This window comes from Pseudomonas sp. UBA6323 (genome assembly GCF_002439135.1).
Taxonomy (GTDB): domain Bacteria; phylum Pseudomonadota; class Gammaproteobacteria; order Pseudomonadales; family Pseudomonadaceae; genus Aquipseudomonas.
Window position 1 is genome coordinate 77,558 of record NZ_DJSX01000015.1, and the last position, 26,109, is coordinate 103,666.

Below are 26,109 nucleotides of genomic sequence, written 5' to 3' on the forward strand. Positions count from 1 at the left end.
TTGGATGTCAGGCCGCCGAGGCCGCCCGCTGTGGTTGCCCGCGCACGGGTCGCTCGCCGGCGACGAAGTAGGGCGCGGTGCTGCGCGGCAGCGCCTGGCGCCCGCGAATCCGGTCGGCGATCTTCTCGGCCATCATGATGGTGGTGGCGTTGAGGTTGCCGGTGATGATCTCCGGCATGATCGAAGCATCCACCACACGCAGACCTTGCAAACCGTGCACGCGACCCTGGCCGTCGACCACCGACATGTCGTCCTCGCCCATTTTGCACGAGCACGAGGGGTGGAAGGCGGTTTCCGCATGTTCGCGGATAAAGGCGTCCAGTTCGGCATCGCTCTGGCAGTCGATGCCTGGGCTGATCTCACGGCCGCGGTACGGATCGAGTGCCGGCTGGCTCATGATCTCGCGGGTGATGCGGATGGCATCGCGGAACTCCTGCCAGTCCTGATCGGCGCTCATGTAATTGAACAGGATGCTTGGGTGTTGGCGCGGGTCCTTCGACTTGAGCTGGATACGCCCGCGGCTGGGCGAGCGCATGGAGCCGACGTGGGCCTGGAAGCCGTGCTCGTTCACCGCGTTGCTGCCGTTGTAGTTGATCGCCACCGGCAGGAAGTGAAACTGGATGTTGGGCCAGGCGAATTCGGGGCGGGTGCGGATGAAACCACCAGCCTCGAACTGATTGCTGGCGCCGATGCCGTGGCCGGTGAATAGCCACTGCGCGCCGATGCCCGGCTGGTTGAGCAGCTTGAGCGCCGGATACAGCGACACCGGCTGGGTGCAGGCGTACTGCAGGTACATCTCCAGGTGATCCTGCAGGTTCTCGCCGACGCCCGGCAGTTCGTGCACGACATCAATGTCCAGGCTGCGCAGCAGCTCGCCCGGGCCGACGCCGGAACGCTGCAGGATCTGCGGCGAGGCGATGGCCCCGGCACACAGCAGCACTTCGCGACGGGCACGGGCCACGGAGGCGTCATTGGCGTTGCCGATCAGGTAGCTGACGCCGCTGGCGCGCTTGCCGTCGAACAGGATGCGGTCGGTGGTGGCATGGGTGACGATGGTCAGGTTGGGCCGCCCCCGCGCCTGATCCAGATAGCCACGGGCGGTGCTGGCGCGACGACCTTCGGGGGTCACGGTGCGATCCATCGGACCAAAGCCTTCCTGCTGGTAGCCGTTGAGGTCGTCGGTACGCGGATAACCGGCCTGCACGCCGGCCTCGACCATGGCGTGGAACAACGGGTTGTTGCCGACCTTGGGCGTGGTCACGCTGACCGGGCCGTCGCCGCCGTGGTAGTCGTTGGGGCCGATGTCGCGGGTTTCCGCCTTGCGGAAGTAGGGCAGGCAGTCGTGGTAGGTCCAGTCTTCCAGGCCCTTGGCCTTGGCCCAGTTGTCGAAGTCCAGCGCGTTGCCGCGGATGTAGCACATGCCATTGATCAGCGACGAGCCGCCCAGGCCCTTGCCGCGTCCGCACTCCATGCGGCGGTTGTTCATGTGCGGCTCGGGGTCGGTCTCGTAGGCCCAGTTGTAGCGCCGGCCCTGCAGGGGGAAGGCCAGGGCGGCGGGCATCTGGGTGCGGAAATCGAGGCGGTAGTCGGGGCCGCCGGCTTCGAGCAGCAGCACGTTGACGTCTGCATCCTCGGTCAGGCGGGTGGCCAGAACATTACCGGCCGAGCCGGCGCCGATGATGATGTAGTCGAATTCCTGAGTCATGGCTCCTCCTGCTGCCCGGTTGCGATCCGGGAAAACGCGGTGACTATTCCCGGATTGCATCCAGGCTACGGGGGGACGTTTTTGTAGGAGCGGATTTATCCGCGAAAGGCATCGCGGATAAATCCGCTCCTACATGGCATGGCTGTCAGAACACCGAGGTGTAATCGCCCATTTCCAGCTGCACCGACTTGATGCGGGTGTAGTGGCCGAGGGTGACCAGGCCGTTCTCGCGGCCGACGCCGGACTGCTTGTAGCCGCCCACCGGCATCTCGGCTGGCGATTCGCCCCAGGTGTTGATCCAGCAGATACCGGCTTCCAGCTTGTGGATCACCCGGTGCGCACGGTTGAGGTCGCGGGTCACCACGCCAGCGGCCAGGCCGTAGTCGGTGTCGTTGGCGCGGCGGATCACTTCCTCTTCATCGTCGTAGATAAGGATGCTCATCACCGGGCCGAAGATTTCCTCGCGCACGATGGTCATGTCGTCCCGGCAATCGGTGAACACGGTCGGCGCAACGTAGGCGCCGTTGGCGTACTCGCCGTCGGTCACGCGCGCACCGCCGATCAGCAGGCGTGCGCCTTCGCTGCGGCCCTTGTCGATGTAGCCGAGCACGTTCTCCATGTGCGCGTAGCTGACCAGCGGGCCGAAGTTGGTGGCGTCATCCAGCGGATCGCCAAGGCGTATGCGCTTGACCCGGTCCAGAACCTTGGCCTCGAAGCGTGCCTGCAGCATGCGCGGCACGAACACGCGGGTGCCGTTGGTGCAGACCTGGCCGGAGCTGTAGAAGTTTGCCATCACCGCGATGTCGGCGGCGCGATCCAGATCGGCGTCCTCGAACACGATCAAGGGCGACTTGCCGCCCAGCTCCATGGTCACTTCCTTGAGGCTGGAACTGGAGGCGCTGGCCATCACCTTCTTGCCGGTGACGGTGCCGCCGGTGAAGGAGATTTTCTCGATGCCCGGATGCTCGGTCAGCCACTGGCCGACCTCGCGGCCGCTGCCGGTAAGCACGTTGAACACGCCGGCGGGCAGGCCGGCCTCGGTGTAAATCTCGGCCAGCTTCAGCGCGGTCAGCGAGGTGACCTCGCTGGGCTTGAAGATCATCGCGTTGCCTGCAGCCAGGGCCGGGGCGGATTTCCACAGGGCGATCTGGATCGGGTAGTTCCACGCGCCGATGCCGGCGACCACGCCCAGTGGCTCGCGACGGGTGTAGACGAAAGAGGTCTCGCGCAGCGGGATCTGCTCGCCTTCGATGGCCGGGATCAGGCCCGCGTAGTACTCCAGCACGTCGGCACCGGTAACGATATCGACGTAGCGGGTTTCGGAAAGCGGCTTGCCGGTGTCGAGGGTTTCCAGCTCGGCAAGCTCGTCGTTGCGCTCACGGAGAATATCCACCGCCTTGCGCAGAATGCGCGAGCGCTGCATGGCCGTCATCGCCGCCCATACCTTCTGCCCTTCGGCGGCGCTGGCCACGGCACGATCCACGTCCGCCTGGCTGGCGCGCTGCACCTTAGCCAGCACCTCACCGGTAGCCGGGTTGATGCTGTCGAAGGTTTCTCCACTGCTGGCGGCGACGTACTGGCCGCCGATGTAGAGCTGCTGTTCGGCGAAACGGGGCATGGGCTGTCCTCTGAACTCGGTCAATCTGCTTGGAGAACAGCCTATTTTATTTAAATTGAACGATCAATCAATAAAAACGACAAGGCGCAGCCAAACGCGACATACCAAGTGAGCAACCCACGCAGCCGTAGGGTGGGCTTTAGCCCACCAGGGTCAGGAAGGATCGAGCTTCTGAGGTCTCGCCGCCGGCAAACCCTAACGGGCCTTGGCCAGCTGCAGGTCGAGGTAGTCGTAGGCGATGCGGCGCGCCTGGTCGGTGTCGAAGGCTTCGCCGGAGAGCGCACCGCGCAGCCACAGGCCATCGATCAACGAAGCCAGGCCGCGAGCGGCAAGGCGCGCCTGGTCTTGCTCCAGGGCGCGATGGAACTGGCCGCAGAGGTTGGAATACAGGCGGTGGTCATTGACCCGCTGCAAGCGCTGCAGGGCCGGCTGGTGCATGCTGCTGGCCCAGAACGCCAGCCAGGTTTTCATCGCCGGGCCGCTGACCTGACTGTCGTCGAAGTTGCCATCGATCATCGCCTTCAGGTGCGCGCGCGGGCTGTCGTCGTCCAGCGCCTGGCGCCTCTGGGCGACGGCATCACGCAACGCCTGCATCAGGTGGCGCATGGTGGCTTCGAGCAGACCGTTCTTGTCCTTGAAGTAGTGGCTGATGATGCCGTTGGAAACACCGGCCAGGCGGGCGATATAGGCGATGCTGGCGTCGGCCATGCCGACCTGGTCTACGGCTTCCAGGGTGGCGGCGATCAGTTGCGAACGGCGAATGGGCTGCATGCCGACCTTGGGCATGGGGCTCTCCATGAGGGGCAAGGAGCCGAAGTCTAGGCAGTTTTTGACTGAGCGATCAATCAATGCGTGCTGCGGTGTCTGCAGTCAGCGGCCTGTAAGCAGAAGATGTGGCAGAAACAGGGCGGTGCTCAGGCCCAGCCCCTGCAACAGGTGGCTGAAGAAGAGCCTGGTAACGCTACGTGCGTCCCCGACGTACAGCACGCCAGTCAGCGTACGCTCGTTGCAACGAATGGAATACAGGGCGACCGTCAGGCAAATGAACATGCCAAACGCGCCGGCACCAATTCCCCAAAGGCCCCAGGAAGCTGGCGCAAGCCAGGCAGGAAGATAGGGCAGAAGCAGCAGCTTATAGCCCTCCGGCCGGTTGGTAACGGCCTGTATCCAGCGCTCCAGTTCGTTACGAGCCGGCCGCCTGTGAAGGTGTCGGAGCTTCTTGCTCATACCGCGTCGATCAAGGCTGTTGAGACTCCTCGGCGGCTTCCGAGGGCAGGGCGGTGCATTCGATCAGCGCGGCGACGTACAACAGTCCGACCGCCATGACGGTATACAGATCGAAACCGAACAGAAACTGGGTGATCAGTGCCGTAAGCAGCAGGACGGCGATGGCCAGCCCCGAGGTACCGGGCTTGCCGGCCGCCAGCAGAGCCGCCCCGAAGATGGCTGCGATCATCAGCCCGGCGCAGATGGCCAGATAGCGGTAGGTCTTTGCGTCCCAGATCAGGAAAATGTTGATCGAGCTGGTGTAGACGAACAGGAATGTCAGCAGGGTAAGACAGCCAATAGTGGCGAAGACGACGGCGGTACTTTTCATTGCGTTCTCGGTCTGTTCGTTTTCGGGGGGGCGAGAGTCTAGAGGGCATGCCGTCCATGTCCCAGTGGTGATGTCCGAAAACTTGAACTGACCCGGCAGAACGACAAAGCGGGCCGAAGCCCGCTTTATGGTGTTGCAGGTGCGTGGCTTACTTCAGCCAGCTGTCGACGCGATCCGGGTTCTTGGCGATCCAGTCCTTGGCAGCCTCATCCGGCTTGGCGCCTTCACGAATGGCAAGCATCACCGAACCGACTTCTTCGCCGCTCCAGGAGATCTTGCTGAGGAAGGCGGCAGCGTCGCCGGCCTTGCCCTTGAGCTGCGGGTTGGCCACGGTGTCGACGCGCTCGTCGTCGCCGAAGACCTTCTTCGGATCTTCGAGGAAGCGCAGTTTCCATTTGGCGAACATCCAGTGCGGAATCCAGCCGGTGACCACGATCGGCTTCTGCGCCTTCTCGGCACGGGTCAGGGCGGTGGCCATGGCCGGGCCGGAGCTTGGCATCAACTTGATGCTGTCCAGGTTGTATTCCTTGATGGCGTCCTCGGTGCGGCGCATCACGCCGGCACCGGCGTCGATACCGGTGATCTTGCCGTCGAAGTCCTTGGCGTATTTCTCCAGGTCTTCGATGGTCTTGGCCTGAACGTAGTCCGGCACGATCAGGCCGATCTTGGCGCCGGAATAATTGGTGCCGAGGATCTCGACCTTGTCCTTGAGCTTCTCGTAGTACTCGCCGTGGGTGGCTGGCAGCCAGGCGGAAAGGGTGGCGTCGAGGTCGCCGCGGGCGACGCCCTGCCACATGATGGCGGGTTCGACCGGTTTCAGCTCGACCGTGTAGCCGAGGCGGCTTTGCAGGATTTCACCTGCGACATGGGTAACGGCAACGCTGTCGTCCCAGCCGTTGACGTAGCCGATCTTCAGGGTGGGTTTGTCGGCGGCCAGGGCGCTGCCCATGCCGATGGCCAGGGCGGCGGCGCCGAGGCAGAGGTGTTTGAGTACGCGCATGTTATTAGTGCTCCGTCAGTTGAGAGCAAGGCTACAAACTTCTGTGCTCGGCCATGCTGCGTTGAAATCAGCCTCAAAATGCTCATGTACGGCTCGTACATTGCGCTTTCTCGGCCCATTTCGCCTTGCCTGGCCGTCGCTCGCTGGGTTTGTAACCCTCCTCTAGAGTGGCAGTTGCAAAGTGTTGACTGGCTCGTTCTCATTGCGGGCCTTGCGAACCGTGTTGCGTTGCAGATTGCCGGTTCGCGGGCAAAACCTCACCGTCGCGGCCAAATTGGCCGCTATCGTTCAGCGAGGAGGTTTCCAGGCCCGAACCGCGAGGTTCGAGCCCGAATCGAGTCGGGTGCGGTTACAGCCCGACGTGTTTCTTCACGGCAGCGACGCCGTCCTGGCCGTCGAAGGTGGTCACGCCGCTTAGCCACTGGTCGAGGATCGCCGGGTTGGCCTTGATCCACTCCTTGGCGACGTTCTGCGGGTTTTCCTTCTCGAGTACCTTTTCCATCAGCTGGCTTTCGATATCGACGGTGAACTGCAGGTTGTTCAGCAGTTTGCCGACGTTCTCGCAGCGCGCCTCGTAATCCGGCGGTACCACGGTGTAAACCTTGGCTGCGCCATAGTCGGGGCCGAACACGTCGTCACCACCGGACAGGTAGGTGATATCGTGCTGAGTGTTCATCGGGTGCGGCGCCCAGCCGAGGAAGACCACCGGCTCCTTCTTCTTGATGGCGCGCGACACCTGTACCAGCATGCCGGCTTCGCTGGACTCGACCATACGGAAGTCGCCCAGGTCGAACTGGTTGTTCTTGATCATGCCGTCGATCAGCAGGTTGCCGTCGTTACCCGGTTCGATGCCGTAGATCTTGCCGCCCAGCTGATCCTTGAACTTGGCGATGTCCTGGAAGCTCTTCAGGCCGGCTTCGGCGGCGTAGGTCGGTACGGCCAGGGTGTACTTGGCGCCTTCGAGGTTGGCCTTGGGCAACACCTTGACGCCGTCGCCCTTGAGGAACGGCTCGATCACCGAATCCATCGAGGGCGCCCAGTAGCCGAGGAATACATCGACCTGCCCGCTCTTCACGCCAGTGAATGCGATCGGTACCGACGCCATGACCTTGCGCGGCTGGTAGCCCAGGCCTTCGACCAGGGTCATGGCCACGCCGGTGGTGGCGGCGATGTCGGCCCAGCCGATCTCGGCGAAGCGCACCTGTTTGCAGCTCGCCGGCTCCGCGGCAATGGCGCCCTGCATCAATGCGCAGGACAGCAGGCCAATGGCGGCGGTGGTCTTGAACGATTTCATCTGCGGTTCCCTGTGAAGTGAAAAAGTAGTTATTGGCGCTGCAGTTTGCCGCTGAACCAGGCGAACACGCCGCGCTTGGCAGTCTGTTTGGTGCCGAAGCTTTCGGTGATGCGATCGAGGATGATCGCCAGCAACACCACGGCCATGCCGCTTTCGAAGCCTAGACCGATATCCAGGCGCTGGATACTCGCCAGCACGTCGTTACCCAGGCCGCCCGCACCGACCATCGAGGCGATGATCACCATCGACAGGGCCATCATGATGGTCTGGTTGACCCCGGCCATGATCGACGGCATGGCGTTGGGCAGTTGCACCTTGAACAGCAGCTGGCGGCTGGTGCAGCCGAACGACTGACCGGCCTCGACGATTTCCTTGTTCACCTGGCGAATACCCAGGCTGGTCAGGCGCACTGCCGGTGGCATGGCGAAGATCACCGTGGCGATGATGCCGGGCACGCGACCCAGGCCGAAGAGCATCGCCGCCGGGATCAGGTAGACGAACGCCGGCATGGTCTGCATGAAGTCGAGAATCGGCCGGATGATGGTCGCCACGCGCTCGCTGCGTGCGGCCCAGATACCCAGCGGGATGCCCAGCAGCAGGCTGATCAATGTCGAGGAGAAGGTCAGGCCGAGGGTGACCACGGTCTGCTCCCAGAAGCCGGTCAGGACGATGAGGATGAACGCCACCGCCGTGAAGATCGCGAAGCGCACGCCGATGCGCCACAGGCCGAGGCCGACGAAGATGGCGATGAGCAGCCAGGCCGGCGGCAGCATCAGCAGGTTCTCGATGCCCTCGGAGAAACCGCTGACCAGTTGGCCGATGCTGTCGAACACACCGCTGTAGTTGTCCAGCAGGTGCTGGACCACGTCGTTGACCCAGCTGCCCAGGTCCAGTTTCTTGTCACTCATTGGATTCCCCCTGCAGGCGGGTCAGCAGACGCCCCTTGCTGATGGCGCCGCAATAATGACCTTCGGCATCCACCACCGGGATCGGCCCTTCGTTGTCCACCAGACGGGTGATGACGTCTTCCAGTGGCATGTTTTCAGGAACCGGAACCACCTGCTTGAGCGCATCGGAATCCAGCGGCCGAGGCTCGTCGCCGTCGACCATCAGGGCGATCTTCTCGAGGCTGATGGAGCCCTGGAAGTTGTTCTGCTCGTCGACGATGAAGGCGTAGTGCTTGTCCAGCGCCTGCAGCTCCTTGCAGATCTTCGCCGCGTCCGGCGCCTTGCCGTTGTGCACGTAGGTCGGCACGCTGTCGGCCTTGAGCTGGCCGGCGGTGAGATAGCGGCTGGTGTCCACGGTGTCGAAGAAGTTGCGCACGTAGTCGTTGGCCGGCTTCTCGATCAGTTCCTGCGGGGTGCCGACCTGGACCAGCTTGCCGCCTTCCATGATGCCGATGCGGGTACCGATGCGCATGGCCTCTTCGATGTCGTGGGAGACGAAGATGATGGTGCGGCGGTGGGTTTTCTGCAGCTCCAGCAGCACGTCCTGCATCTCGCGGCGCTTGAGCGGGTCGAGGGCGGAGAAGGCCTCGTCCATGATGATCATCGACGGGTTCACCGCCAGGGCGCGGGCCAGGCCAACGCGTTGCTGCATGCCGCCGGAGAGCTCGTGCGGATACTTGCTGGCGAAGGGGGCGAGGCCGACCTGTTCGAGCACTTCCATCGCACGCTGCTCGCGCTCCTTGCGCCCGACGCCAGCGACTTCCAGGCCGAAGGCGGCATTGTCCAGCACGCTGCGTGAGGGCATCAGGGCGAAGGACTGGAAGACCATGCTCATGTCGCGACGGCGTAGTTCGATCAGCTGCGATTGCGGCAGCTTGGCCACGTTCTGGCCGTCGATGTAGACATCACCGGCGCTGGGTTCGACCAGGCGGTTGATCAGACGAATGAGGGTGGATTTGCCGGAGCCGGAAAGGCCCATGAGGACGAAGATCTCGCCCTCCTCGACGCTGAACGACACGTCGCTGACTCCGATTACCGCGCCTTTCTCGGCGAGGATCCTTTCCTTGCTCCAGCCTTCCTTGAGTAAGCCAATGGCTTCTTGTGGGTTTGAGCCGAAAACCTTGTACAGGTGTTCGACCACGATCTTTCCAGACTGCATGGGACATTTCCCCTTCAATCGGCATCCAGTGGGCGCTGGCACGGCTGGGTACGCATCATCGAAGCGTAGAACCGCAGTGACAGACCTCTGATATCTGTGGGTGTTTTCTGAAAGTCGAGGTTGGCGAACGTTTCGCTGCGCTGGCGGGAGCCTGAACTCGGGCACGTTCAGACGAAACGCAGACAGTTGTCATAGACCGTCGCGCCGTTGAATCGTGTAGATGAGTGATCGTTGCCTTGCCGTGCTGCAAACCGCTTTCCAAACCCTCTGGCAGTGTTTCGAAATCCAGTCCCTTGGGGGTTCATGCTCCGTCCTGGAACATGCGTACATCCGAAATTTCTTGTTGGGCCGGCGCCCGTGGTGGTGGGCCAGCGCTTATCTGTTCTTCGGTCCGGGGTTGTGGGGCCCCAGTCTGCCGCTCCTCTGAGGAGTCGGCAGCGACGTCATCGGCTGACTCAACGATATAGCCTTGGAGGCTGCGCAATTATCGGTTTGCGACTCTGACATGTTGGGCGACGACATGGCGCTGTCCGCTGCGTGTTTAGCGATTTTCCACATGCTATCGAGCTGGCGGTGTGGGATGAGTCCACGATTTTTAATCCCTCCCTTGGTGAGGTTTCGAATGAGTGGTGCGGCACACGCGTTAAAAACCTTAACAGACTTTTTTACCCTCAGGCCAACCCTGAAACCCGCGTGCGGCGCGGTTTCCCGCTCGCTGATCGGGCTGCAGGCGCCGTAGGACGGGGGCTGCGCTTGTGTTGAAAAAAATTGACAGCGGCGAGTTGAAAAAGATCATTTTGCGTCGAAAAGGTTCGTGCGCGGCCCGATGGTTACTGGCAGCCGATGCAATCATCAAAACAGGAGGGAAACGATCGCCTCGAGTTTTGTATGAACGAGCAAGATGCCGATTTTTTATCGTCTTGAACCGGATTTTTCCGGATTTTTTTATGCATTTCTCAGGGGCGTCTGCTTACGCCGACGAGCCAGCCGTTGACCAATTCGGGATTCTTGTCCAGCCACTGTTTGGCCACGCGCCGTCGGTTGGTATTGCCTTCGAGTACGCCACTCATCAACTGGTTTTCCGCTGCGATGGTGAAAACCATGTTGCGAAACAGCTGGGCCACGTTCGGGCATTCGTTGGCGAAGCCGCCGCGTGTGACGGTATTGACCTGCGCCGCGCCATAGTTGGGGCCGAAATACTGATCGCCACCGGAGAGGTAGAACATACGTAGCCGGTCGTTCATCGGGTGCGGCTCCCAACCGAGAAACACCGCGGAACGGCCCATCTGCTGGGCGCGCTCGACATGGTTGAGCATGCCCTTCTCGCTGCTTTCCACCAAGGTGAAATCACGCAGACCGAAGACGTTCTCACGAATCATGGTCTTGACCATTTCGTTGCCTTCGTTGCCAGGTTCGATGCCGTAGATCTGGCCACGCAGCTCGTCCTTGAAGCGATGGATATCGGCGAAGTCCTGCAGGCCGGCCTTATGCGCGGGTTCCAGTACGGCGAGGGTGTAGCGCACGCTGGGCAGGTTGGTTTGCAGCTTTTCTATGCGTCCGCTTTGCAGATGGGGCTCTGCCAATTGGCCTTGTGCCGGCATCCAGCTGCCGAGAAAGACATCGACGTTGCCGTCGGCGAGCGCCTGATAGGTCTCGGGCAGTGACAGCCGCTTTACCTGGGTGCGATAGCCGAGATCGGTCAGTACCAGGCGGGCGACGGCTGTGGTCATGGTGATATCGGTCCAGCCGACATCGGCGAGGGTGATCAGCTCACAGCGTTCGGCCTCGGCGGCCTGCAGGCCGGAGCCGTAGAACAGGCTGAATGCGATTAGCCAATGAGCGAGTTTGTTCATGGATCACACCTGCCTGTTCGAAAGAGAAATTGAGTTGCTGACTAGAAAGCAAATGGCGGGCCGCCTGCATGGTGAAAAACGACCTCCGCATACCCAGGATGGCCGCTTGCCATTCCTTACCTGTTACCTCTGCGGATGGGGTGGGAACGCAGCGGGCATCGAAAGAAATTGGCGATCGTTTACGGCGCCACTTTCCATCCGTGAATGTACGGATGCCGGGGTTGCGAATTGCCCATTTCAAGGCAAACCGCATTTGAGCCGGGCTGGGGCGAACGCAGTGTTTTTCGCCAGCTTTTGGTGCGTTCCAATCCAGTCTGGAACGACCGTCTCAGGGTGCTGTTACCGCCCATCCGTTACTCCCTATGAACCTCTGAGTGGGGGTTATCCTCGTAGTGCTACCGAAATGCACAGAGGCCCTTGAGAACGGCCCTCCTGGCTCATTTGCAGGTGCAGTGTCGAGCCTTGGAAAGCCCAGTTGGCGAGGGCATGATTTTTTATTGAAGGCTTGATCAATTTCGGCATGGGCTTTGCCTGATTTATATGACCAGCTGGTCTCGAATCAGCACATAACAAAACTACGGTCCGCCACTGTCGGGCCGACACCGTGCTTAGCGTGAGGGTTTCATCGATGTCGCAGTCCAGCCAAGGGGCGCAACCCCAGAACCGTGCCGTCCAGTCCATCGGCTTCCTGCTTTTGGATAATTTCACTCTGATTTCCCTTGCCTCGGCGGTGGAGCCCCTGCGCATGGCCAACCAGCTCTCCGGCAAGGAGCTGTATCGCTGGCACACGCTCACGCTCGATGGCCTGCCCGTCAGCGCCAGTGACGGCCTGCAGATCACCCCGGATGCCGCCATGCAGAACGCGCCGGCACTGGATGCGGTGATCGTCTGCGGTGGTGTGGACATCCAGCACAGCGTCAAGCGTGAGCATGTCAGCTGGCTGCAATTGCAGGCACGCCAGGGCCGTCAGGTTGGCGCCGTATGCACCGGCAGTTGGGCGCTGGCCAAGGCCGGGCTGCTCGATGGTTACGATTGCAGCGTGCACTGGGAGTGTCTCGCTTCGATGCAGGAAGCCTTCCCGCGCGCGGCCATCACCACCCGCCTGTTCTCCATCGACCGCAATCGCAACACCTCGTCCGGCGGCACCGCGCCGATGGACATGATGCTGCACCTGATCGGCCAGCAGCACGGGCGTGAACTGGCTGCGGGCATTTCCGAGATGTTCATCTACGAACGTATCCGCAACGAGCAGGATCATCAGCGCGTACCGCTCAAGCACATGCTCGGCAGCAATCAGCCGAAGCTGCAAGAGATCGTCGCCCTGATGGAGGCCAACCTGGAGGAGCCGATCGACCTCGATGAGCTGGCCTGTTTCGTCGACATTTCCCGTCGCCAGCTCGAGCGTCTGTTCCAGAAGTACCTGCACTGCTCGCCGTCGCGCTACTACCTCAAGTTGCGTCTGATTCGTGCGCGTCAGTTGCTCAAGCAGACCAGCATGTCGATCATCGAAGTGGCCTCGGTATGCGGCTTCGTTTCCACTCCGCACTTCTCCAAGTGCTACCGCGAATACTTCGGCATTCCGCCGCGCGACGAGCGTGCCGGCCAGCAGGGGCACAACCTGGTGGTGCTGCTGCCGATTCCCGAACAGCAGCAGATCAACTCCAGTGCGGTATTGGCGTTGAGTCGCGCCCAGGGCGAATCGACCTTCGCCAGTGTGCGGATCTGATACGAGACGCAATGAAAAACGGGGCGCCACTGGCGCCCCGTTTCGTTTTGAGTGGTGGTCTGTGTTGGCTGTTTGTGGTGGGCTGAAGCGGATCGCCGCCCGGCCCACCCGGCGCGGTGCATTGTAGTCGTTGTAGGGTGGGCTTCAGCCCACCGATCTAAGTCAGGCCTGCTTCGGTACCAGTGCCGGCAGCAGGTGCCGGCTGATGGCTTCGCGCACATTGGGCAGCAGCGTGGCGTTGCCGCCGAGCAACTCTTCCACCAGGCGGCGCAGGGCCACGGCACGCTCCGGGCTGAGGCCGCTGACGGCCAGCTCGCAGGATTGCTCCGGCGTGGCGCCCGAGGGAATGCTCAGCCCCAGTGCAACCAGGCGTTCGCGGAAATCTTCCTGGTCGATCAGGTCGGCGTGCATCATGGTCATGACTCCTTGTGGCAAAGCTGGTTTTAACAGCGTAGGCGAAGCGGCAATGCAGGCGGTTTTCCAACCGCCCGTTAGCGCAGGACGCCTTCTTCGATCAACAGCTTGAAGATAGCCTCCGCGCCGTCCTGTGGCGAGACATCCTTGAGCACCTGACCGCCGCCGCCACTGGCTTTGGCCGTCGCCGCCTTCATCCGTTCCGCACCGGTCTTGGCCTTGATCACCTTCAGGCGTTTTGGCCGCGGCTTGGCCGGCTGCAGGCTGGCCTCAGCCAGCAGCGGATCGTCGATCACGGTGACTTCGTGGGCTTCGACCTGGCCACGGCGAGCCGGGCCGAAGGCGCTCTGGCGTGCGACCGGGGCCGCATTATCGACGCTGGCAACACACGGCAGGCGTACCTTGAGGCGACGGCGCTGGCCACGTGGCAGGGCTTGCAGCACTTGGGCCACGCCGTTCTCGACCTTCTCCACTTCGGCCAGGCCGACCACCATCGGCCAGCCCAGACGTTCGGCCAGCAGGAACGGCAGCATGCCCGAGCCTTCGCCGGTTTCCGCCTGGCTGCCGGTGAGTACCAACTGCGTGCGACTGCCTTGCAGGTAGTCGACCAGCAGCGGCAGGGCGTCTGCGCCTTCCGGCTGTTCCAGCACGTCGAGCTGTTCCAGGCCCATGCCCAGGTAACCGCGCAAGGCTTCGGCCTGCGGGTCGCCGGCATGCAGCAATTGCAGATTCTGCCCGGCCAGGCGCAGGCCGAGTTCCACCGCGCGGGCGTCCTGCTCGGCGCGGCGTGCGCGAGCGGAGGTCGGGTGGGCGCCGACCGAGACCAGGGCGACGATATTCAGATCAGTCATTTGGGCAACCTCGAACAGTGGGAGCGGCTGGGCGGCACTCCGCTTTAGCCGCGATATGGCCATGCGCGCGATCTGTCGCGGCTGAAGCCCCTCCCACGAGAGAGTATTCGTGAGGATCAGGCCGCTTCACGCTTGCTCTCCTGGCGCCAGGCGGCGACACGCTCTATCAGCGCGCGAAGGATCGCCGCCGAGTCGCCGATCACCGAGAGATCGGCACGTTTGATCATGTCGCAGCCGGGATCCATGTTCACCGCCACCACCTTGTCGCAGGCGCCGATGCCTTGCAGGTGCTGGATGGCGCCGGAAATACCGACGGCCAGGTAGACGCGAGCGGTGACCCAGGTCCCCGTGGCACCGACCTGACGATCACGCGGCATGAAGCCATCGTCGACCGCCACGCGCGAGGCGCCTTCGGTGGCGCCAAGGGCGACGGCGGCCTGGTGGAACAGGTCCCAGTCCTTCACGCCGTTGCCGCCGGAAAGAATGAATTCGGACTCGGCCATGGGAATCTGTGCCGGGTCCACGGCAACCGGGCCCAGGTCCTCGATGCGCGGCAGGCTGTGGGCGACTTTCTCGGCCAGCTCCAGCGGACGGACTTCATGGCGGGTTTCGCTGACCGGCTCGGCGCATTCGGCGGCAGCAAGGACCAGGCGAGGCAGCGCGCGCTGGAGATCCTGCTGACCATTGCCAGCCCGGCCGATGGCCTGCTCGCCTGCGACCTGCCAAACACGGGTGGCAGGGCGCTCACCGAGCTTGGCGGCTAGGCGCCGGCCCAGTTCTCCGCCGCCGGTGCGGCTGTCTGGCAGCAGCCAGTGGCGTGGCGCCAGTTGGCTTTCCACAGCGCTCAGCGCCAGTACGCGGGCTTCCGGCGCGTAGCCGTCGAAGGTGTCGCCGACGATGCGCAGCAGACGGTCGACGCCGGCCGTGTCGAAGGCGCTTTCCTTGTCCTCGCCGAACACCACGGCCACTACAGCGCCACTGTCGCCGGCCAGTTTGCGGGCCAGGCCGAGCAGGTCCTTGTCATGGCTGGACAGACGGCCGCCGACCATGTCCGGCACCACGCAGATGTGGAAGGCCGGTTGCTCGATGACGTGCAGCGGCAGCTGGACCTCGACGCTGGCGCTGCTGCGTTTGCCGGCAGTGCCCTGCTGGGCACCGCTGCGGTCGATACGCTTGAGCCCGGCCGGACCGATGAACCCGGCAGCGATGGCGTGCGGGTTCTTGCGGATGATGCCGTTGGGGCCCATCCAGCTGGTTTCGGCCTTCTGCATCGACGCATGCAACGGGTGCAGGCGGTTGCGGGCGATCCACTCGGCGCGTGGGTCACGGCGGATGATGTCGCTCATTCCAAGGCCTCCAGGCTGTGTGTAGGGCGGGTACAACCCGCCGGGCAGATGCTGGCGGGTTGCACCCGCCCTACGTCGGTCGCGTTCACTGCACCTCCGCCAGTTCGCGTTTGGCGTTCGGTCGCTTGGCCGCCACCTCGGTAGCCTCGATCAACACTTCAGCCACCAGCTCGGCGATGTCCTTGATTTCCGGGCGTGGAGCGACCACGCCTTCGAGCATCGCGGTGCACTGTGGGCAACCGACGGCCACCAGCTCGGCGCCGGTTTCCTTGATGTCGACCATGCGCATGTCGGGGATACGTTGCTTGCCGGGGATGTCGGTGATCGGCGCGCCGCCACCGCCGCCGCAGCAGCGTGAACGGAAGCCTGAACGTTCCATCTCCTTGACCTCGATGCCGATGGCCTTGAGTACCGCGCGCGGCGCTTCGTACTCGCCGTTGTAACGGCCGAGGTAGCAGGGGTCGTGGTAGGTGACGCTGGCGGCCTTGCTCTGGCCGAGATTCAGCGAGCCCTTGCGCACCAGCTCTTCGATGAAGGTGCTGTGGTGCAGAACCTGGTAGTTGCCGCCGAGGGCGCCGTATTCGTTCTTCAGCACATGGAAGCTATGCGGGTCGCAGCTGACGATGCGCTTGAAGCGATACTTGCCAAGGGTGGCGATGTTGCGCTTGGCCAGGTTCTGGAAGGTCGCTTCGTCACCCAGGCGGCGCGCTACGTCGCCGCTGTCGCGCTCTTCCAGGCCGAGTACGGCGAAGTCGACGTCGGCAGCCTTGAGGATCTTCACGAAGGCCCTCAGCGTTCTTTGATTGCGCATATCGAAGGCGCCGTCACCGACCCAGAACAGCACGTCGGTCTCTTGCTTGTCGGCGAGCAGCGGCAGGTTCAGGTCGGCGGCCCAGTTCAGGCGACCGCCGGGATTGAAGCCGCCGGGGTTATCGGTGGCGATCAGGTTGTCCAGCACCTCGGCACCCTTGTTCGGGGTGGCGCCCTTTTCCAGAGTCAGGTGGCGGCGCATATCGACGATGGCATCGACGTGCTCGATCATCATCGGGCATTCCTCGACGCAGGCGCGGCAGGTGGTGCACGACCAGAGGGTCTCGGCATCCACCAGCGCCTTGCCCTGCAGCGACACGATCGGCTGATGCGGGCCGCCGCTGTGTTCGCCGAGCGGTTTGCCGGGGTAGGGCGAACCGGCGAATTTGGCGTCATTGCCACCGGCCAGGCCGATGACCATGTCCTGGATCAGCTTCTTCGGGTTCAGCGGCTGGCCGGCGGCGAAGGCCGGGCACATGGCTTCGCACTTGCCGCACTGCACGCAGGCGTCGAAGCCGAGCAGCTGGTTCCAAGTGAAGTCGGTGGGCTTTTCCACGCCCAGCGGGGCTTTCGGATTGTCCAGGTCGAGGGCTTTCAGGCCGGTCGAGCGACCGCCGCCGAAACGTTCGGCGCGGCGGTGCCAGGCCAGGTGCAGTGCGCCGGCGAAGGCGTGCTTCATCGGGCCGCCCCAGGTCATGCCGAAGAACAGCTCGGACACGCCCCAGGCCACGCCAACGGCGAGGATCGCCGCCAGCGCCCAGCCGCCAAAGTCCGCGGGCAGAATCCCGGCAACCGGCAGCGTGGCGATGAAGAAGCTGGCCGCGAACATCAGCAGGCTTTTCGGCAGGCGCATCCATGGGCCTTTCGACAGGCGCGAGGGCGGATCCAGACGACGCTTGGCGACGAACAGGGCGCCGACGAACATCAGCACCGTGGCGCCCAGCAAGGCGAAGCCGAGAATACGGTTATGCAAGCCGAAACCGTGCACGACGATGGCCAGCACGGCTGCGAGAACGAAGCCACCGGCGGTGGCCACGTGGGTCTTGGACATGTACTTGTCGCGCTCGACCACATGGTGCAGATCCACCAGGTAGCGGCGCGGCATCTTCAGTAGGCCGCCGATCCAGTCGACCTTGGCAGGACGACCGCGACGCCACATGAAGAAGCGCTTCAGCGCGCCCAGCACGGCAAGTGCCAGGGCCGCGAAGAGCAGGATGGGAAGAATGGTGTTCAGCATGAGAGCCCCCGAGGGGCAGCTACAAGCTTCAAGCTGCAAGCCTCAAGCTAAAGGCGACGGGCGCCCCTGCTTGCAGCTTGCGGCTTGCGGCTTGCGGCTGCTTAAAAGTCCTTGCACAGGCGCAGGGCGTCGTAGATCGCCGCGTGGGTGTTGCGCTGGGCCACGCAGTCGCCGATGCGGAACAGCAGATAGCCATCGCCCGGCTCGGACAGGCAAGGCTGCGGCTTGATCGCGAACAGCGCCTCCACGTCGATCTGACCCTTGTTGCGCGAACCCTGCTTGAGTGCGTAGTAGATGCTTTCGTCCGGACGGACGCCGTTCTCCACCACCACCTGGTCGACCACGCGCTCTTCCTTGGCGCCGGTGTATTCGTTCTCCAGCACGGCGACCAGCTTGTCGCCTTCGCGGTAGACCTTCTCCAGCATCAGGTCCCCGGTCATGATCACTTCTTTCGGGTACAGGCTGCGGTAGTAGGTCGGGAAGCTGGTACCACCGATGGCTACGCCCGGCTTGATATCGTCGGTGACGATCTCGACCTGCGCGCCCTTGTCGGCCAGGTAGTCGGCCACGGACATGCCGGTGAATTCGCAGATGGTGTCGTACACCAGCACGTTCTTGCCCGGTGCAACCTTGCCCGAGAGCACGTCCCAACTGCTCACCACCAGGCCTTCGTCAGCGCCCCAGTGTTCGTTCTGCTCGAGGAACGGATGGCCGCCGTTGGCCAGCACCACGATGTCTGGACGCAGGTCGAGGATGCTCGCCGCGTCAGCGCCGGTGCCCAGGCGCAGGTCGATGCCCAGACGCGCCAGCTCCAGCTGGTACCAGCGGGTAATCCCGGCGATCTGATCGCGCTGCGGAGCCTTGGAGGCCAGGGTGATCTGCCCGCCCAGTTGTTCCTGCTTCTCGAACAGGGTCACGTCATGGCCACGTTCGGCGGCCACGCGCGCGGCCTCCATACCGGCCGGGCCACCGCCGACGATCACCACCTTGCGCTTGGCGCCGGTGGTCTTCTCGATGATGTGTGGCACGCCCATGTATTCGCGGCTGGTCGCGGCGTTCTGGATGCACAGCACGTCCAGGCCCTGGTACTGGCGGTCGATGCAGTAGTTGGCGCCGACGCACTGCTTGATCTGGTCGATCTGGCCCATCTTGATCTTGGCGATCAGGTGCGGGTCGGCCATGTGCGCGCGGGTCATGCCGACCATGTCGACGTAGCCGCCTTCGAGAATGCGCGTGGCCTGGTTCGGGTCCTTGATGTTCTGCGCGTGCAGCACCGGCACCTTGACCACTTCCTTGATGCCGGCCGCCAGATGCAGGAAGGGCTCCGGCGGGAAGCTCATGTTGGGGATGACGTTGGCCAGGGTGTTGTGGGTGTCGCAGCCCGAGCCGACCACGCCGATGAAGTCGAGCATGCCGGTGGCGTCGTAGTACGCCGCGATCTGCTTCATGTCCTCATGGGACAGACCGTCCGGGTGGAATTCGTCACCGGTGATGCGCATGCCGACGCAGAAATCGTCGCCGACTTCCTTGCGCACGGCCTTGAGCACTTCCAGGCCGAACTTCATGCGGCCTGCGAGGGTGCCGCCCCATTCGTCGGTACGCTTGTTCACGCGCGGCGACCAGAACTGGTCGATCAGGTGCTGGTGCACGGCGGACAGCTCGACGCCGTCCAGGCCGCCCTCTTTGGCGCGACGTGCGGCTTGCGCGTAGTTGTCGATGATGCGCCAGATTTCCTCGATCTCGATGGTCTTGCAGGTGGCGCGGTGTACGGGTTCGCGGATACCGGACGGCGACATCAGGGTCGGCCAGTTGAAACCGTCCCAGCGCGAGCGACGCCCCATGTGGGTAATCTGGATCATGATCTTGGCGCCGTGCTTGTGCATGGCGTCAGCAAGATTCTGGAAGTGCGGAATGATGCGATCGGTGGACAGGTTGACCGAACTCCACCACTCCTGCGGGCTGTCGATGGCGACCACGGACGAACCGCCGCAAATGGCCAGGCCGATGCCGCCCTTGGCTTTCTCTTCGTAGTATTTGACGTAGCGCTCGGTGGTCATGCCGCCGTCGGTGGCGTAGACCTCGGCGTGCGCGGTGGAGAGCACGCGGTTGCGGATGGTCATTTTGCCGATCTGGATCGGCTGGAACATTGCTTCAAAAGCCATTGCGGCACCCTCACGGAAAGCGGCCTGGGGTCTCTGGTTGGAGGTGCTTCAGTGGCGTGAAGCCCTCCCTCCTGTCTTTATTGTTTAGAGCGGTTTGACGCGGAACAGACCGTGGTCATGGCCTTCCTGCGAGGCGCCATAGACCTGCTCGGCGACGGTACGGATGCTGCTGCCCTGAGCCTGCAGAATCTGATCCATGGCGCCGGCGAACCAGCCGGTGAACATGTAGTCGACCGGGCGCCCGCACTTCCCGTAGACGTAAACGAAGGCCGAGTGATCCAGGCGCACTTCGCAGGTACCGGCGTCGAGGTCGATCGACTCAATCTTGAACAGGCCCCAGCCACGCTGCGACAGGCGCTTCATGTAGTGCTCGAATACCGCTACGCCGGACAGGCCATGGCACTCGGCTTCCTTCTCGCACCAGTGCCAGGCGGACTTGTAGCCGGCCTTGTAGAGAATCTCGGCGTACTTCTCGGCGCCGAGCACTTCCTCGATGCCGATATGGTTGTTGACGAAGAAGTGCCGCGGTACGTAGAGCATCGGCAGGGCGTCGGTGGTCCATACGCCGGTTTCGTCGTCGACCAGGATGGGCATTTCAGGGGCGTGGGTGGCCATGTGTTCTAACTCCAGAATTCATTATCTTGCGTGTTTAAAAATGCGGGTGAATGCCTGTGAAGCCGTAGCGAGCACGCCGAGAGCAAGGAGACCCGCAGCGACAAGCGAGAGCAGTACGCATGTACGGCGAGCTTGTCGCGAGGACGCGACGCAGCTATCGGTGGGCGCAGTAGGCTCCGCAGGTATTCATCATTCGCCCCAGACGTCGGCCAGTACGCGCACCCAGTTCTCGCCCATGATCTTGCGCACCACACGCTCGGAATGGCCGCGTTTGAGCAGGGTTTCGGTAAGGTTGGGGAACTCGCCCACGGTGCGGATGCCCAGCGGGTTGATGATCTTGCCGAAGTTGGTCAGGCGACGGGCGTAGCCCTTGTCGTGGGTCAGGTACTCGAAGAATTCCTTGCCGTGGCCCTGGGTGAAGTCGGTGCCGATGCCGATGGCGTCTTCACCGACGATGTTCATCACGTACTCGATGGCTTCGGCGTAGTCGTCGATGGTCGAGTCGATGCCCTTGGCCAGGAACGGCGCGAACATGGTCACGCCGACGAAACCGCCATGGTCGGCGATGAACTTCAATTCCTCGTCGGACTTGTTGCGCGGGTGCTCTTTCAGGCCGGAAGGCAGGCAGTGGGAGTAGGTCACCGGCTTCTTCGATTCGAGGATGACTTCCTCGGAAGTCTTCGAGCCGACGTGCGACAGGTCGCACATGATGCCTACGCGGTTCATCTCGGCGACGATCTCGCGACCGAAGCCGGACAGGCCGCCGTCACGCTCGTAGCAGCCGGTGCCGATCAGGTTCTGGGTGTTGTAGCACATCTGCACGATGCCCACGCCAAGCTGCTTGAACACCTCGACGTAGCCGATCTGGTCTTCGAACGCATGGGCGTTCTGGAAGCCATAGATGATGCCAGTCTTGCCCAGCTCCTTGGCCTTGCGGATGTCGGCGGTGGTGCGTACCGGCATCACCAGATCGCTGTTCTCGCGAATCAGCTTGCTGCTGGCAGCGATGCTGTTGACGGTGGCCTGGAACCCTTCCCATACCGACACGGTGCAGTTGGCGGCGGTCAGGCCGCCCTTGCGCATGTCTTCGAACAGTTCGCGGTTCCACTTGGCGATGATCAGACCGTCGATGACGATGCTGTCGGCGTGCAATTCGGCTGGGCTCATCAGGCTTGTCCCCTAATACTGATGCGCCGAGACGGCTGTCGGCGCTTTGGGGAGAGCTTATCCCTGGGGGGCTGGCCGACCCGGTACAAAAACGACTGGGGGTTTGCCGAAAGCGTCAAGCCGAGGTCGCGGACGGATATGTTCGCCCTGCGCACCTCGTCACCTGTAGGAGCGGCTTCAGCCGCGATGTCGCGACGGCAAGCTTCGCGGCTGAATCCGCTCCTACGGGCAGCTGTGCATTCAGTCCAGCCGCTCGCGGCGATCCTGGCTGGGGCTGGCGGCGAAGCGCCTGCGGTAGCAGCGCGAAAAGTAGGAAGCCGAGTCGAAGCCGCACGCCAGGCCCACCTCCAGCACGCTGAGGTCGCTCTGGCGCAGCAACTGGCGCGCCTTGTCCAGGCGCAGGTCGAGGTAGAAGGCCGATGGCGTGGTGTCCAGATGATGGCGAAACAGGCGTTCCAGCTGACGCACGCTGATGCCCACCTGCTCGGCCAGCGCCTCACTGGACAGTGGTTGCTCGCACTGGCGTTCCATCTCACCGATCACTCTGATCAGTTTCTTGTTGTGCAGGTCGTAGCGGCTGGCCACCTGCATGCGCTGGTGATCCAGGCGCGTGCGGATACGGCTGACCACGAACTGTTCCGAGACCTGCACCGCAAGCGTCTCGCCGTGTTCCTGGCCGATCAGCCCCAGCATCAGGTCCAGACTGCTTGTGCCGCCTGCGCTGGTGATGCGCTTGCCGTCGATCTCGAACAGCTCCTGAGTAACCAATAGCGCCGGGTAGCGTTCACGAAAGGCATCGATGGCTTCCCAATGCAGGGTCAGGCGCTGATGCTGGAACAGCCCGGCCTCGGCCAGTACGAAGCTGCCGGTATCGATGCCACCGAGCACCGCCAGCTCGGCGTCGCGCCGTTGCAGCCAGTGCGCCAGGTGGTGATCGTAGTGAGCCAGCGGCTCGAAACCGGCCACCACGAACAGCGCGCGGGTTGCCTCCGGCAGTTCCAGCGCACCGTCGACGTTCAGCGACATGCCGTTGCTCGCCTGCACGGCGTTACCGTCCTGGCTGAGCAGGCGCCAACGGTACAGCTCGCCGCGAAAGCGGTTAGCCACGCGCAACGGTTCGATGGCTGACATCAGGCCCATCATGGAAAAGTCGGGCAGCAGCAGGAAGCAGAAGGTCTGGGGCATGTAGGTGGCGAACAGGGTTGGTGGTAGCCCGGATGCAAGCCGGGGTGGATTTCCGCAGTGCATGCGGGCTCCGACGAAATCACAGCCTAGCAACCGAATAGCGTCCTGTGAAAAAAATAGTCGGTATGGGTCAATTAACGGTCGGCAGAGTGCGGGTAATACAGCGTGTCCCGGCGTAAGGTGTCTTCATCGGGCGACTACGAACCCGAGCACGGTGGGGGCCGTCATGGCCTCTAGAAAAACGAAATAAAACCGCTGTGACACGATAAGGAGCACCCAGATGAAAGGTCTTACCGCACTGGCCGCGTGCTGCACCCTGAGCCTGTTCAGTACCTCCCTGCTGGCCGATGACGCCAGCTGCAAGAATGTTCGCCTTGGCGCCGTCGGTTGGACCGACGTGGTCGCCACCACCGCCGTCGCCAGCGAGTTGCTGCAGGGGCTCGGCTACGACACCAAGCAGACCCAGGCTTCGCAACAGATCATCTTCGCCGGCATCCAGAAGGGGCAAATCGATGCCTTCCTCGGTTATTGGAAGCCGATTATGGACGACAACATCAAACCCTTCCTCGATGCCGGCGCGGTCAAGGTCGCAGCCGAACCGTCGCTGGATGACGCCGTGGCCGTGCTCGCCGTGCCCAGCTACACCGCCGACAAGGGCCTGAAAACCCTGGCCGATATCGCCAAGTTCAAGGATGAGCTGGACGGCAAGATCTACGGCATCGAGGCCGGCTCAGGCGCCAATACGGCGATCCAGAAGATGATCGACTCCAACCAGTTCGGCCTCGGCGGCTTCAAGCTGGTGGAGTCCAGCGAAGCCGGCATGCTCGCCGCCGTTGGCCGTGCCGTGCGCAATGAGAAACCCGTGGTGTTCTTTGGCTGGAAACCACACCCGATGAACCTGTCGATGCAGATCACCTATCTGACCGGCACCGAGGAAGTGTTCGGCCCCAACGATGGTGCCGCCACGGTTTCCACCGTTACCGCGCCGGACTACGCCGAGCGCTGCCCCAACGCCAATCGGCTGCTGACCAGCCTGCGCTTCACCAGCGCGCAGGAAGCCGAGCTGATGCAGCCGATCATGGATCGCAAGCAGCCTGCGCAGGTGGCGCGCGACTGGATCAAGGCCAATCCGCAGGTGGTCGAGGCCTGGCTCGATGGCGTCACCACCCTGGACGGCAAGCCCGCCAGCGCGGCGCTGGTCGCCGGCAACTGATACACGAGCGCCGGTTCGACCGGCGCTGCCCCCCCTCTTTGCACAACGCCTGCGGCAATGCCGTCGGCTTCCGTTCGCCCCCGGAAAGGACAGTCGAAAATGAACTACGAGGTTATCGTCACCTGCGCGGTGACCGGCGCTGGCGACACCGTCGGCAAGCACCCGGCGATCCCGGTCACGCCCAAGGAAATCGCGGCGGCTGCCATCGAGGCGGCCAAGGCCGGCGCCACCGTCGCCCACTGTCATGTGCGTGATCCGCAGACCGGCAAGCCGAGTCGCGATGTGGCGCTGTACCGCGAGGTGGTCGAGCGCATCCGCGAGAGCGACACCGACGTGATCATCAACCTCACCGCCGGCATGGGCGGCGACCTGGAAATCGGTCGCGGCGAGCAGCCGTTGGAATTCGGCGTCGGCACCGACCTGGTCGGGCCGATCACCCGCCTGGCGCATGTCGAGGAACTGCTGCCGGAAATCTGCACGCTGGACTGCGGCACGCTGAATTTCGGTGACGGCGACTTCATCTACGTCTCTACCCCGGCGCAACTGCGCGCTGGGGCCAAGCGCATCACCGAGCTAGGCGTGAAGGCCGAGCTGGAAGTTTTCGACACCGGCCACCTGTGGTTCGCCAAACAGATGATCAAGGAAGGCTTGCTGGACGATCCGCTGATCCAGCTTTGCCTGGGCATCCCCTGGGGCGCGCCGGCCGACACCACGACCATGAAGGCCATGGCCGACAACCTGCCGCCTGGCATCACCTGGGCCGGCTTCGGCATCGGCCGCATGCAGATGCCCATGGTCGCCCAGGCCATGCTGCTCGGCGGTCACGTGCGGGTCGGCTTGGAGGACAACATCTGGCTGGATCGCGGCGTGCACGCCAGCAACGGCCAACTGGTCGAACGTGCCATCGAGATCATCGAACGCCTCGGCGGCCGCGCCCTGACCCCGGCCGAAGGGCGGGAGAAGATGAAGCTTACGCGTCGCTAGCGATTTTCTCCCCTCTCCCGCTTGCGGGAGAGGGGCCGGGGAAGAGGGCGCTGTTCGACACGTTTTCTGCTAATCATTTCTCTATGCAGATCCCGGATTTCATCCGGGCTACCGGAGTTCAACCATGACCTTCGTTACCGATATCAAGACTTTCGCCGCACTCGGCACCGGGGTGATCGGCGCCGGCTGGATCGCCCGTGCCCTGGCCCATGGCCTCGACGTGATCGCCTGGGACCCTGCGCCCGGCGCCGAGGCTGCGCTGCGCACGCGCCTGGCCAACGCCTGGCCGGCGCTGGAGAAAAAGGGTCTGGCGGCAGGTGCCTCGCTGGAGCGCCTTCGCTTCGTGAGCACCATCGAAGACTGCGTACGCGATGCCGACTTCATCCAGGAGAGCGCCCCCGAGCGCCTCGAACTCAAGTGCGAACTGCACGCGAAGATCAGCGCCGCCGCGCGTCCGGATGTGTTGATTGGCTCCAGCACCTCGGGTCTGCTGCCCAGCGAGTTCTACGAAGGTGCCACGCACCCTGAGCGTTGCGTGGTCGGCCATCCGTTCAATCCCGTGTACCTGCTACCGCTGGTGGAGGTGGTGGGCGGGGTGAAGACCGCGCCCGAGGCGGTGAAGGCCGCCATGCAGGTCTATGAATCTCTGGGCATGCGCCCCTTGCACGTGCGCAAGGAGGTGCCGGGTTTTATCGCCGACCGCCTGCTCGAAGCGCTATGGCGCGAGGCGCTGCATCTGGTCAACGACGGCGTGGCGACCACCGGCGAGATCGACGATGCGATCCGTTTCGGTGCCGGCTTGCGCTGGTCGTTCATGGGCAGCTTCCTGACCTACACCCTGGCCGGCGGCCCGGCCGGCATGCGCCATTTCATGGCCCAGTTCGGCCCGGCCTTGAAACTGCCCTGGACCTATCTGCAGGCACCCGAGCTAACCGAGGGGCTGATCGACGCCGTAGTCGAAGGCACCACTGAACAGCAGGGCGAACGCAGCCTGGATACCCTGGAGCGCTACCGCGACGACTGCCTGCTGGCGGTGCTGGAGGCGATCCGCCAGACCAAGGCCAAGCATGGCTTCGCGTTCGCCGACTGAGTGTCGAAGTTTTGAGGCTATCGAGCTGTTTGTGGGAGCGGACTTGTCCGCGAAAAAGACCTGGCACAGTGCCAAACCATTCGCGGACAAGTCCGCTCCCACAGGTCCGCTCCCACCAGTTCGAAACCGAGTTCCT

The 26,109-nt window shown here is 63.2% G+C and carries 22 protein-coding genes; 4 read left to right on the forward strand and 18 right to left on the reverse strand.

Annotated features, from left to right (window positions below; genetic code table 11):
• Positions 1-7: 7 nt before the first annotated feature.
• The 10 genes from betA to B3P22_RS04440 form a co-directional block, all read right to left on the reverse strand.
• Entirely contained in the window at positions 8-1,705 is a 1,698-nt protein-coding gene (gene betA / locus B3P22_RS04395; protein WP_296270046.1) for a choline dehydrogenase, read from the reverse strand.
• A 145-nt stretch (positions 1,706-1,850) separates the two neighbouring features.
• Positions 1,851-3,323 (reverse strand): betaine-aldehyde dehydrogenase, encoded by a 1,473-nt coding sequence (betB, locus tag B3P22_RS04400; protein ID WP_296270047.1) that lies wholly within the window; start codon positions 3,321-3,323, stop codon positions 1,851-1,853.
• A 195-nt stretch (positions 3,324-3,518) separates the two neighbouring features.
• The gene (gene betI, locus B3P22_RS04405) at positions 3,519-4,109 is read right to left on the reverse strand and encodes a transcriptional regulator BetI (RefSeq protein WP_275545535.1); all 591 of its coding nucleotides are present in this window, start codon (positions 4,107-4,109) and stop codon (positions 3,519-3,521) included.
• Between the two features lie 84 nt (positions 4,110-4,193).
• Positions 4,194-4,550 (reverse strand): hypothetical protein, encoded by a 357-nt coding sequence (locus B3P22_RS04410; protein ID WP_296270048.1) that lies wholly within the window; start codon positions 4,548-4,550, stop codon positions 4,194-4,196.
• A 10-nt stretch (positions 4,551-4,560) separates the two neighbouring features.
• Positions 4,561-4,920 (reverse strand): hypothetical protein, encoded by a 360-nt coding sequence (locus tag B3P22_RS04415; RefSeq protein WP_296270049.1) that lies wholly within the window; start codon positions 4,918-4,920, stop codon positions 4,561-4,563.
• Positions 4,921-5,068: 148 nt separating this feature from the next.
• Positions 5,069-5,920, reverse strand: coding sequence for a glycine betaine ABC transporter substrate-binding protein (locus tag B3P22_RS04420; protein ID WP_296270050.1), 852 nt, complete (start codon positions 5,918-5,920; stop codon positions 5,069-5,071).
• Between the two features lie 349 nt (positions 5,921-6,269).
• On the reverse strand, positions 6,270-7,214 hold the full coding sequence (locus tag B3P22_RS04425; RefSeq protein ID WP_296270051.1) for a choline ABC transporter substrate-binding protein: 945 nt from the start codon (positions 7,212-7,214) through the stop codon (positions 6,270-6,272).
• A gap of 29 nt (positions 7,215-7,243) precedes the next feature.
• Entirely contained in the window at positions 7,244-8,122 is an 879-nt protein-coding gene (locus tag B3P22_RS04430) for an ABC transporter permease (protein ID WP_197858007.1), read from the reverse strand.
• Complete coding sequence (locus tag B3P22_RS04435; protein WP_197858006.1) at positions 8,115-9,320, reverse strand: quaternary amine ABC transporter ATP-binding protein; 1,206 nt, start codon at positions 9,318-9,320, stop codon at positions 8,115-8,117. Before B3P22_RS04435 ends, B3P22_RS04430 begins: the two co-directional genes overlap by 8 nt.
• A gap of 956 nt (positions 9,321-10,276) precedes the next feature.
• The gene (locus B3P22_RS04440) at positions 10,277-11,173 is read right to left on the reverse strand and encodes a glycine betaine ABC transporter substrate-binding protein (protein ID WP_197858005.1); all 897 of its coding nucleotides are present in this window, start codon (positions 11,171-11,173) and stop codon (positions 10,277-10,279) included.
• Between the two features lie 628 nt (positions 11,174-11,801).
• On the opposite strand from B3P22_RS04440, the gene B3P22_RS04445 reads away from it, so the two are divergent.
• On the forward strand, positions 11,802-12,899 hold the full coding sequence (locus B3P22_RS04445) for a GlxA family transcriptional regulator (protein ID WP_197858004.1): 1,098 nt from the start codon (positions 11,802-11,804) through the stop codon (positions 12,897-12,899).
• A gap of 162 nt (positions 12,900-13,061) precedes the next feature.
• Here the strand turns inward: B3P22_RS04445 and B3P22_RS04450 are convergent, their stop codons facing one another.
• The 8 genes from B3P22_RS04450 to B3P22_RS04485 all read right to left on the reverse strand — a co-directional run bounded on the left by B3P22_RS04450 (position 13,062) and on the right by B3P22_RS04485 (position 22,686).
• Entirely contained in the window at positions 13,062-13,313 is a 252-nt protein-coding gene (locus B3P22_RS04450) for a hypothetical protein (RefSeq protein ID WP_275545528.1), read from the reverse strand.
• Between the two features lie 77 nt (positions 13,314-13,390).
• Positions 13,391-14,164, reverse strand: coding sequence for an electron transfer flavoprotein subunit beta (locus tag B3P22_RS04455; RefSeq protein ID WP_275545527.1), 774 nt, complete (start codon positions 14,162-14,164; stop codon positions 13,391-13,393).
• A 116-nt stretch (positions 14,165-14,280) separates the two neighbouring features.
• The gene (locus B3P22_RS04460) at positions 14,281-15,510 is read right to left on the reverse strand and encodes an electron transfer flavoprotein subunit alpha/FixB family protein (RefSeq protein WP_296270052.1); all 1,230 of its coding nucleotides are present in this window, start codon (positions 15,508-15,510) and stop codon (positions 14,281-14,283) included.
• Between the two features lie 85 nt (positions 15,511-15,595).
• On the reverse strand, positions 15,596-17,557 hold the full coding sequence (gene dgcB / locus B3P22_RS04465) for a dimethylglycine demethylation protein DgcB (RefSeq protein ID WP_296270053.1): 1,962 nt from the start codon (positions 17,555-17,557) through the stop codon (positions 15,596-15,598).
• A gap of 101 nt (positions 17,558-17,658) precedes the next feature.
• Positions 17,659-19,719: a dimethylglycine demethylation protein DgcA gene (gene dgcA / locus B3P22_RS04470; protein WP_296270054.1), complete on the reverse strand. Its 2,061-nt coding sequence runs from the start codon at positions 19,717-19,719 to the stop codon at positions 17,659-17,661.
• A gap of 84 nt (positions 19,720-19,803) precedes the next feature.
• A complete protein-coding gene (locus B3P22_RS04475) occupies positions 19,804-20,334 on the reverse strand; it encodes a 4-vinyl reductase (protein WP_197857998.1) in 531 nt (176 codons plus the stop codon).
• A gap of 189 nt (positions 20,335-20,523) precedes the next feature.
• Positions 20,524-21,501 (reverse strand): dipeptidase, encoded by a 978-nt coding sequence (locus B3P22_RS04480; RefSeq protein ID WP_013713683.1) that lies wholly within the window; start codon positions 21,499-21,501, stop codon positions 20,524-20,526.
• 240 nt (positions 21,502-21,741) lie between these two features.
• Positions 21,742-22,686, reverse strand: coding sequence for a GlxA family transcriptional regulator (locus B3P22_RS04485; RefSeq protein ID WP_296270096.1), 945 nt, complete (start codon positions 22,684-22,686; stop codon positions 21,742-21,744).
• A gap of 280 nt (positions 22,687-22,966) precedes the next feature.
• Here B3P22_RS04485 and choX point away from each other — a divergent pair, with 280 nt between their 5' ends.
• The 3 genes from choX (at position 22,967) to B3P22_RS04500 (ending at position 25,973) form a co-directional block, all read left to right on the forward strand.
• On the forward strand, positions 22,967-23,899 hold the full coding sequence (gene choX / locus B3P22_RS04490) for a choline ABC transporter substrate-binding protein (RefSeq protein WP_296270055.1): 933 nt from the start codon (positions 22,967-22,969) through the stop codon (positions 23,897-23,899).
• A gap of 99 nt (positions 23,900-23,998) precedes the next feature.
• Positions 23,999-24,883, forward strand: coding sequence for a 3-keto-5-aminohexanoate cleavage protein (locus tag B3P22_RS04495; RefSeq protein WP_296270056.1), 885 nt, complete (start codon positions 23,999-24,001; stop codon positions 24,881-24,883).
• A 124-nt stretch (positions 24,884-25,007) separates the two neighbouring features.
• On the forward strand, positions 25,008-25,973 hold the full coding sequence (locus tag B3P22_RS04500; RefSeq protein WP_296270057.1) for an L-carnitine dehydrogenase: 966 nt from the start codon (positions 25,008-25,010) through the stop codon (positions 25,971-25,973).
• Positions 25,974-26,109: the final 136 nt, after the last annotated feature.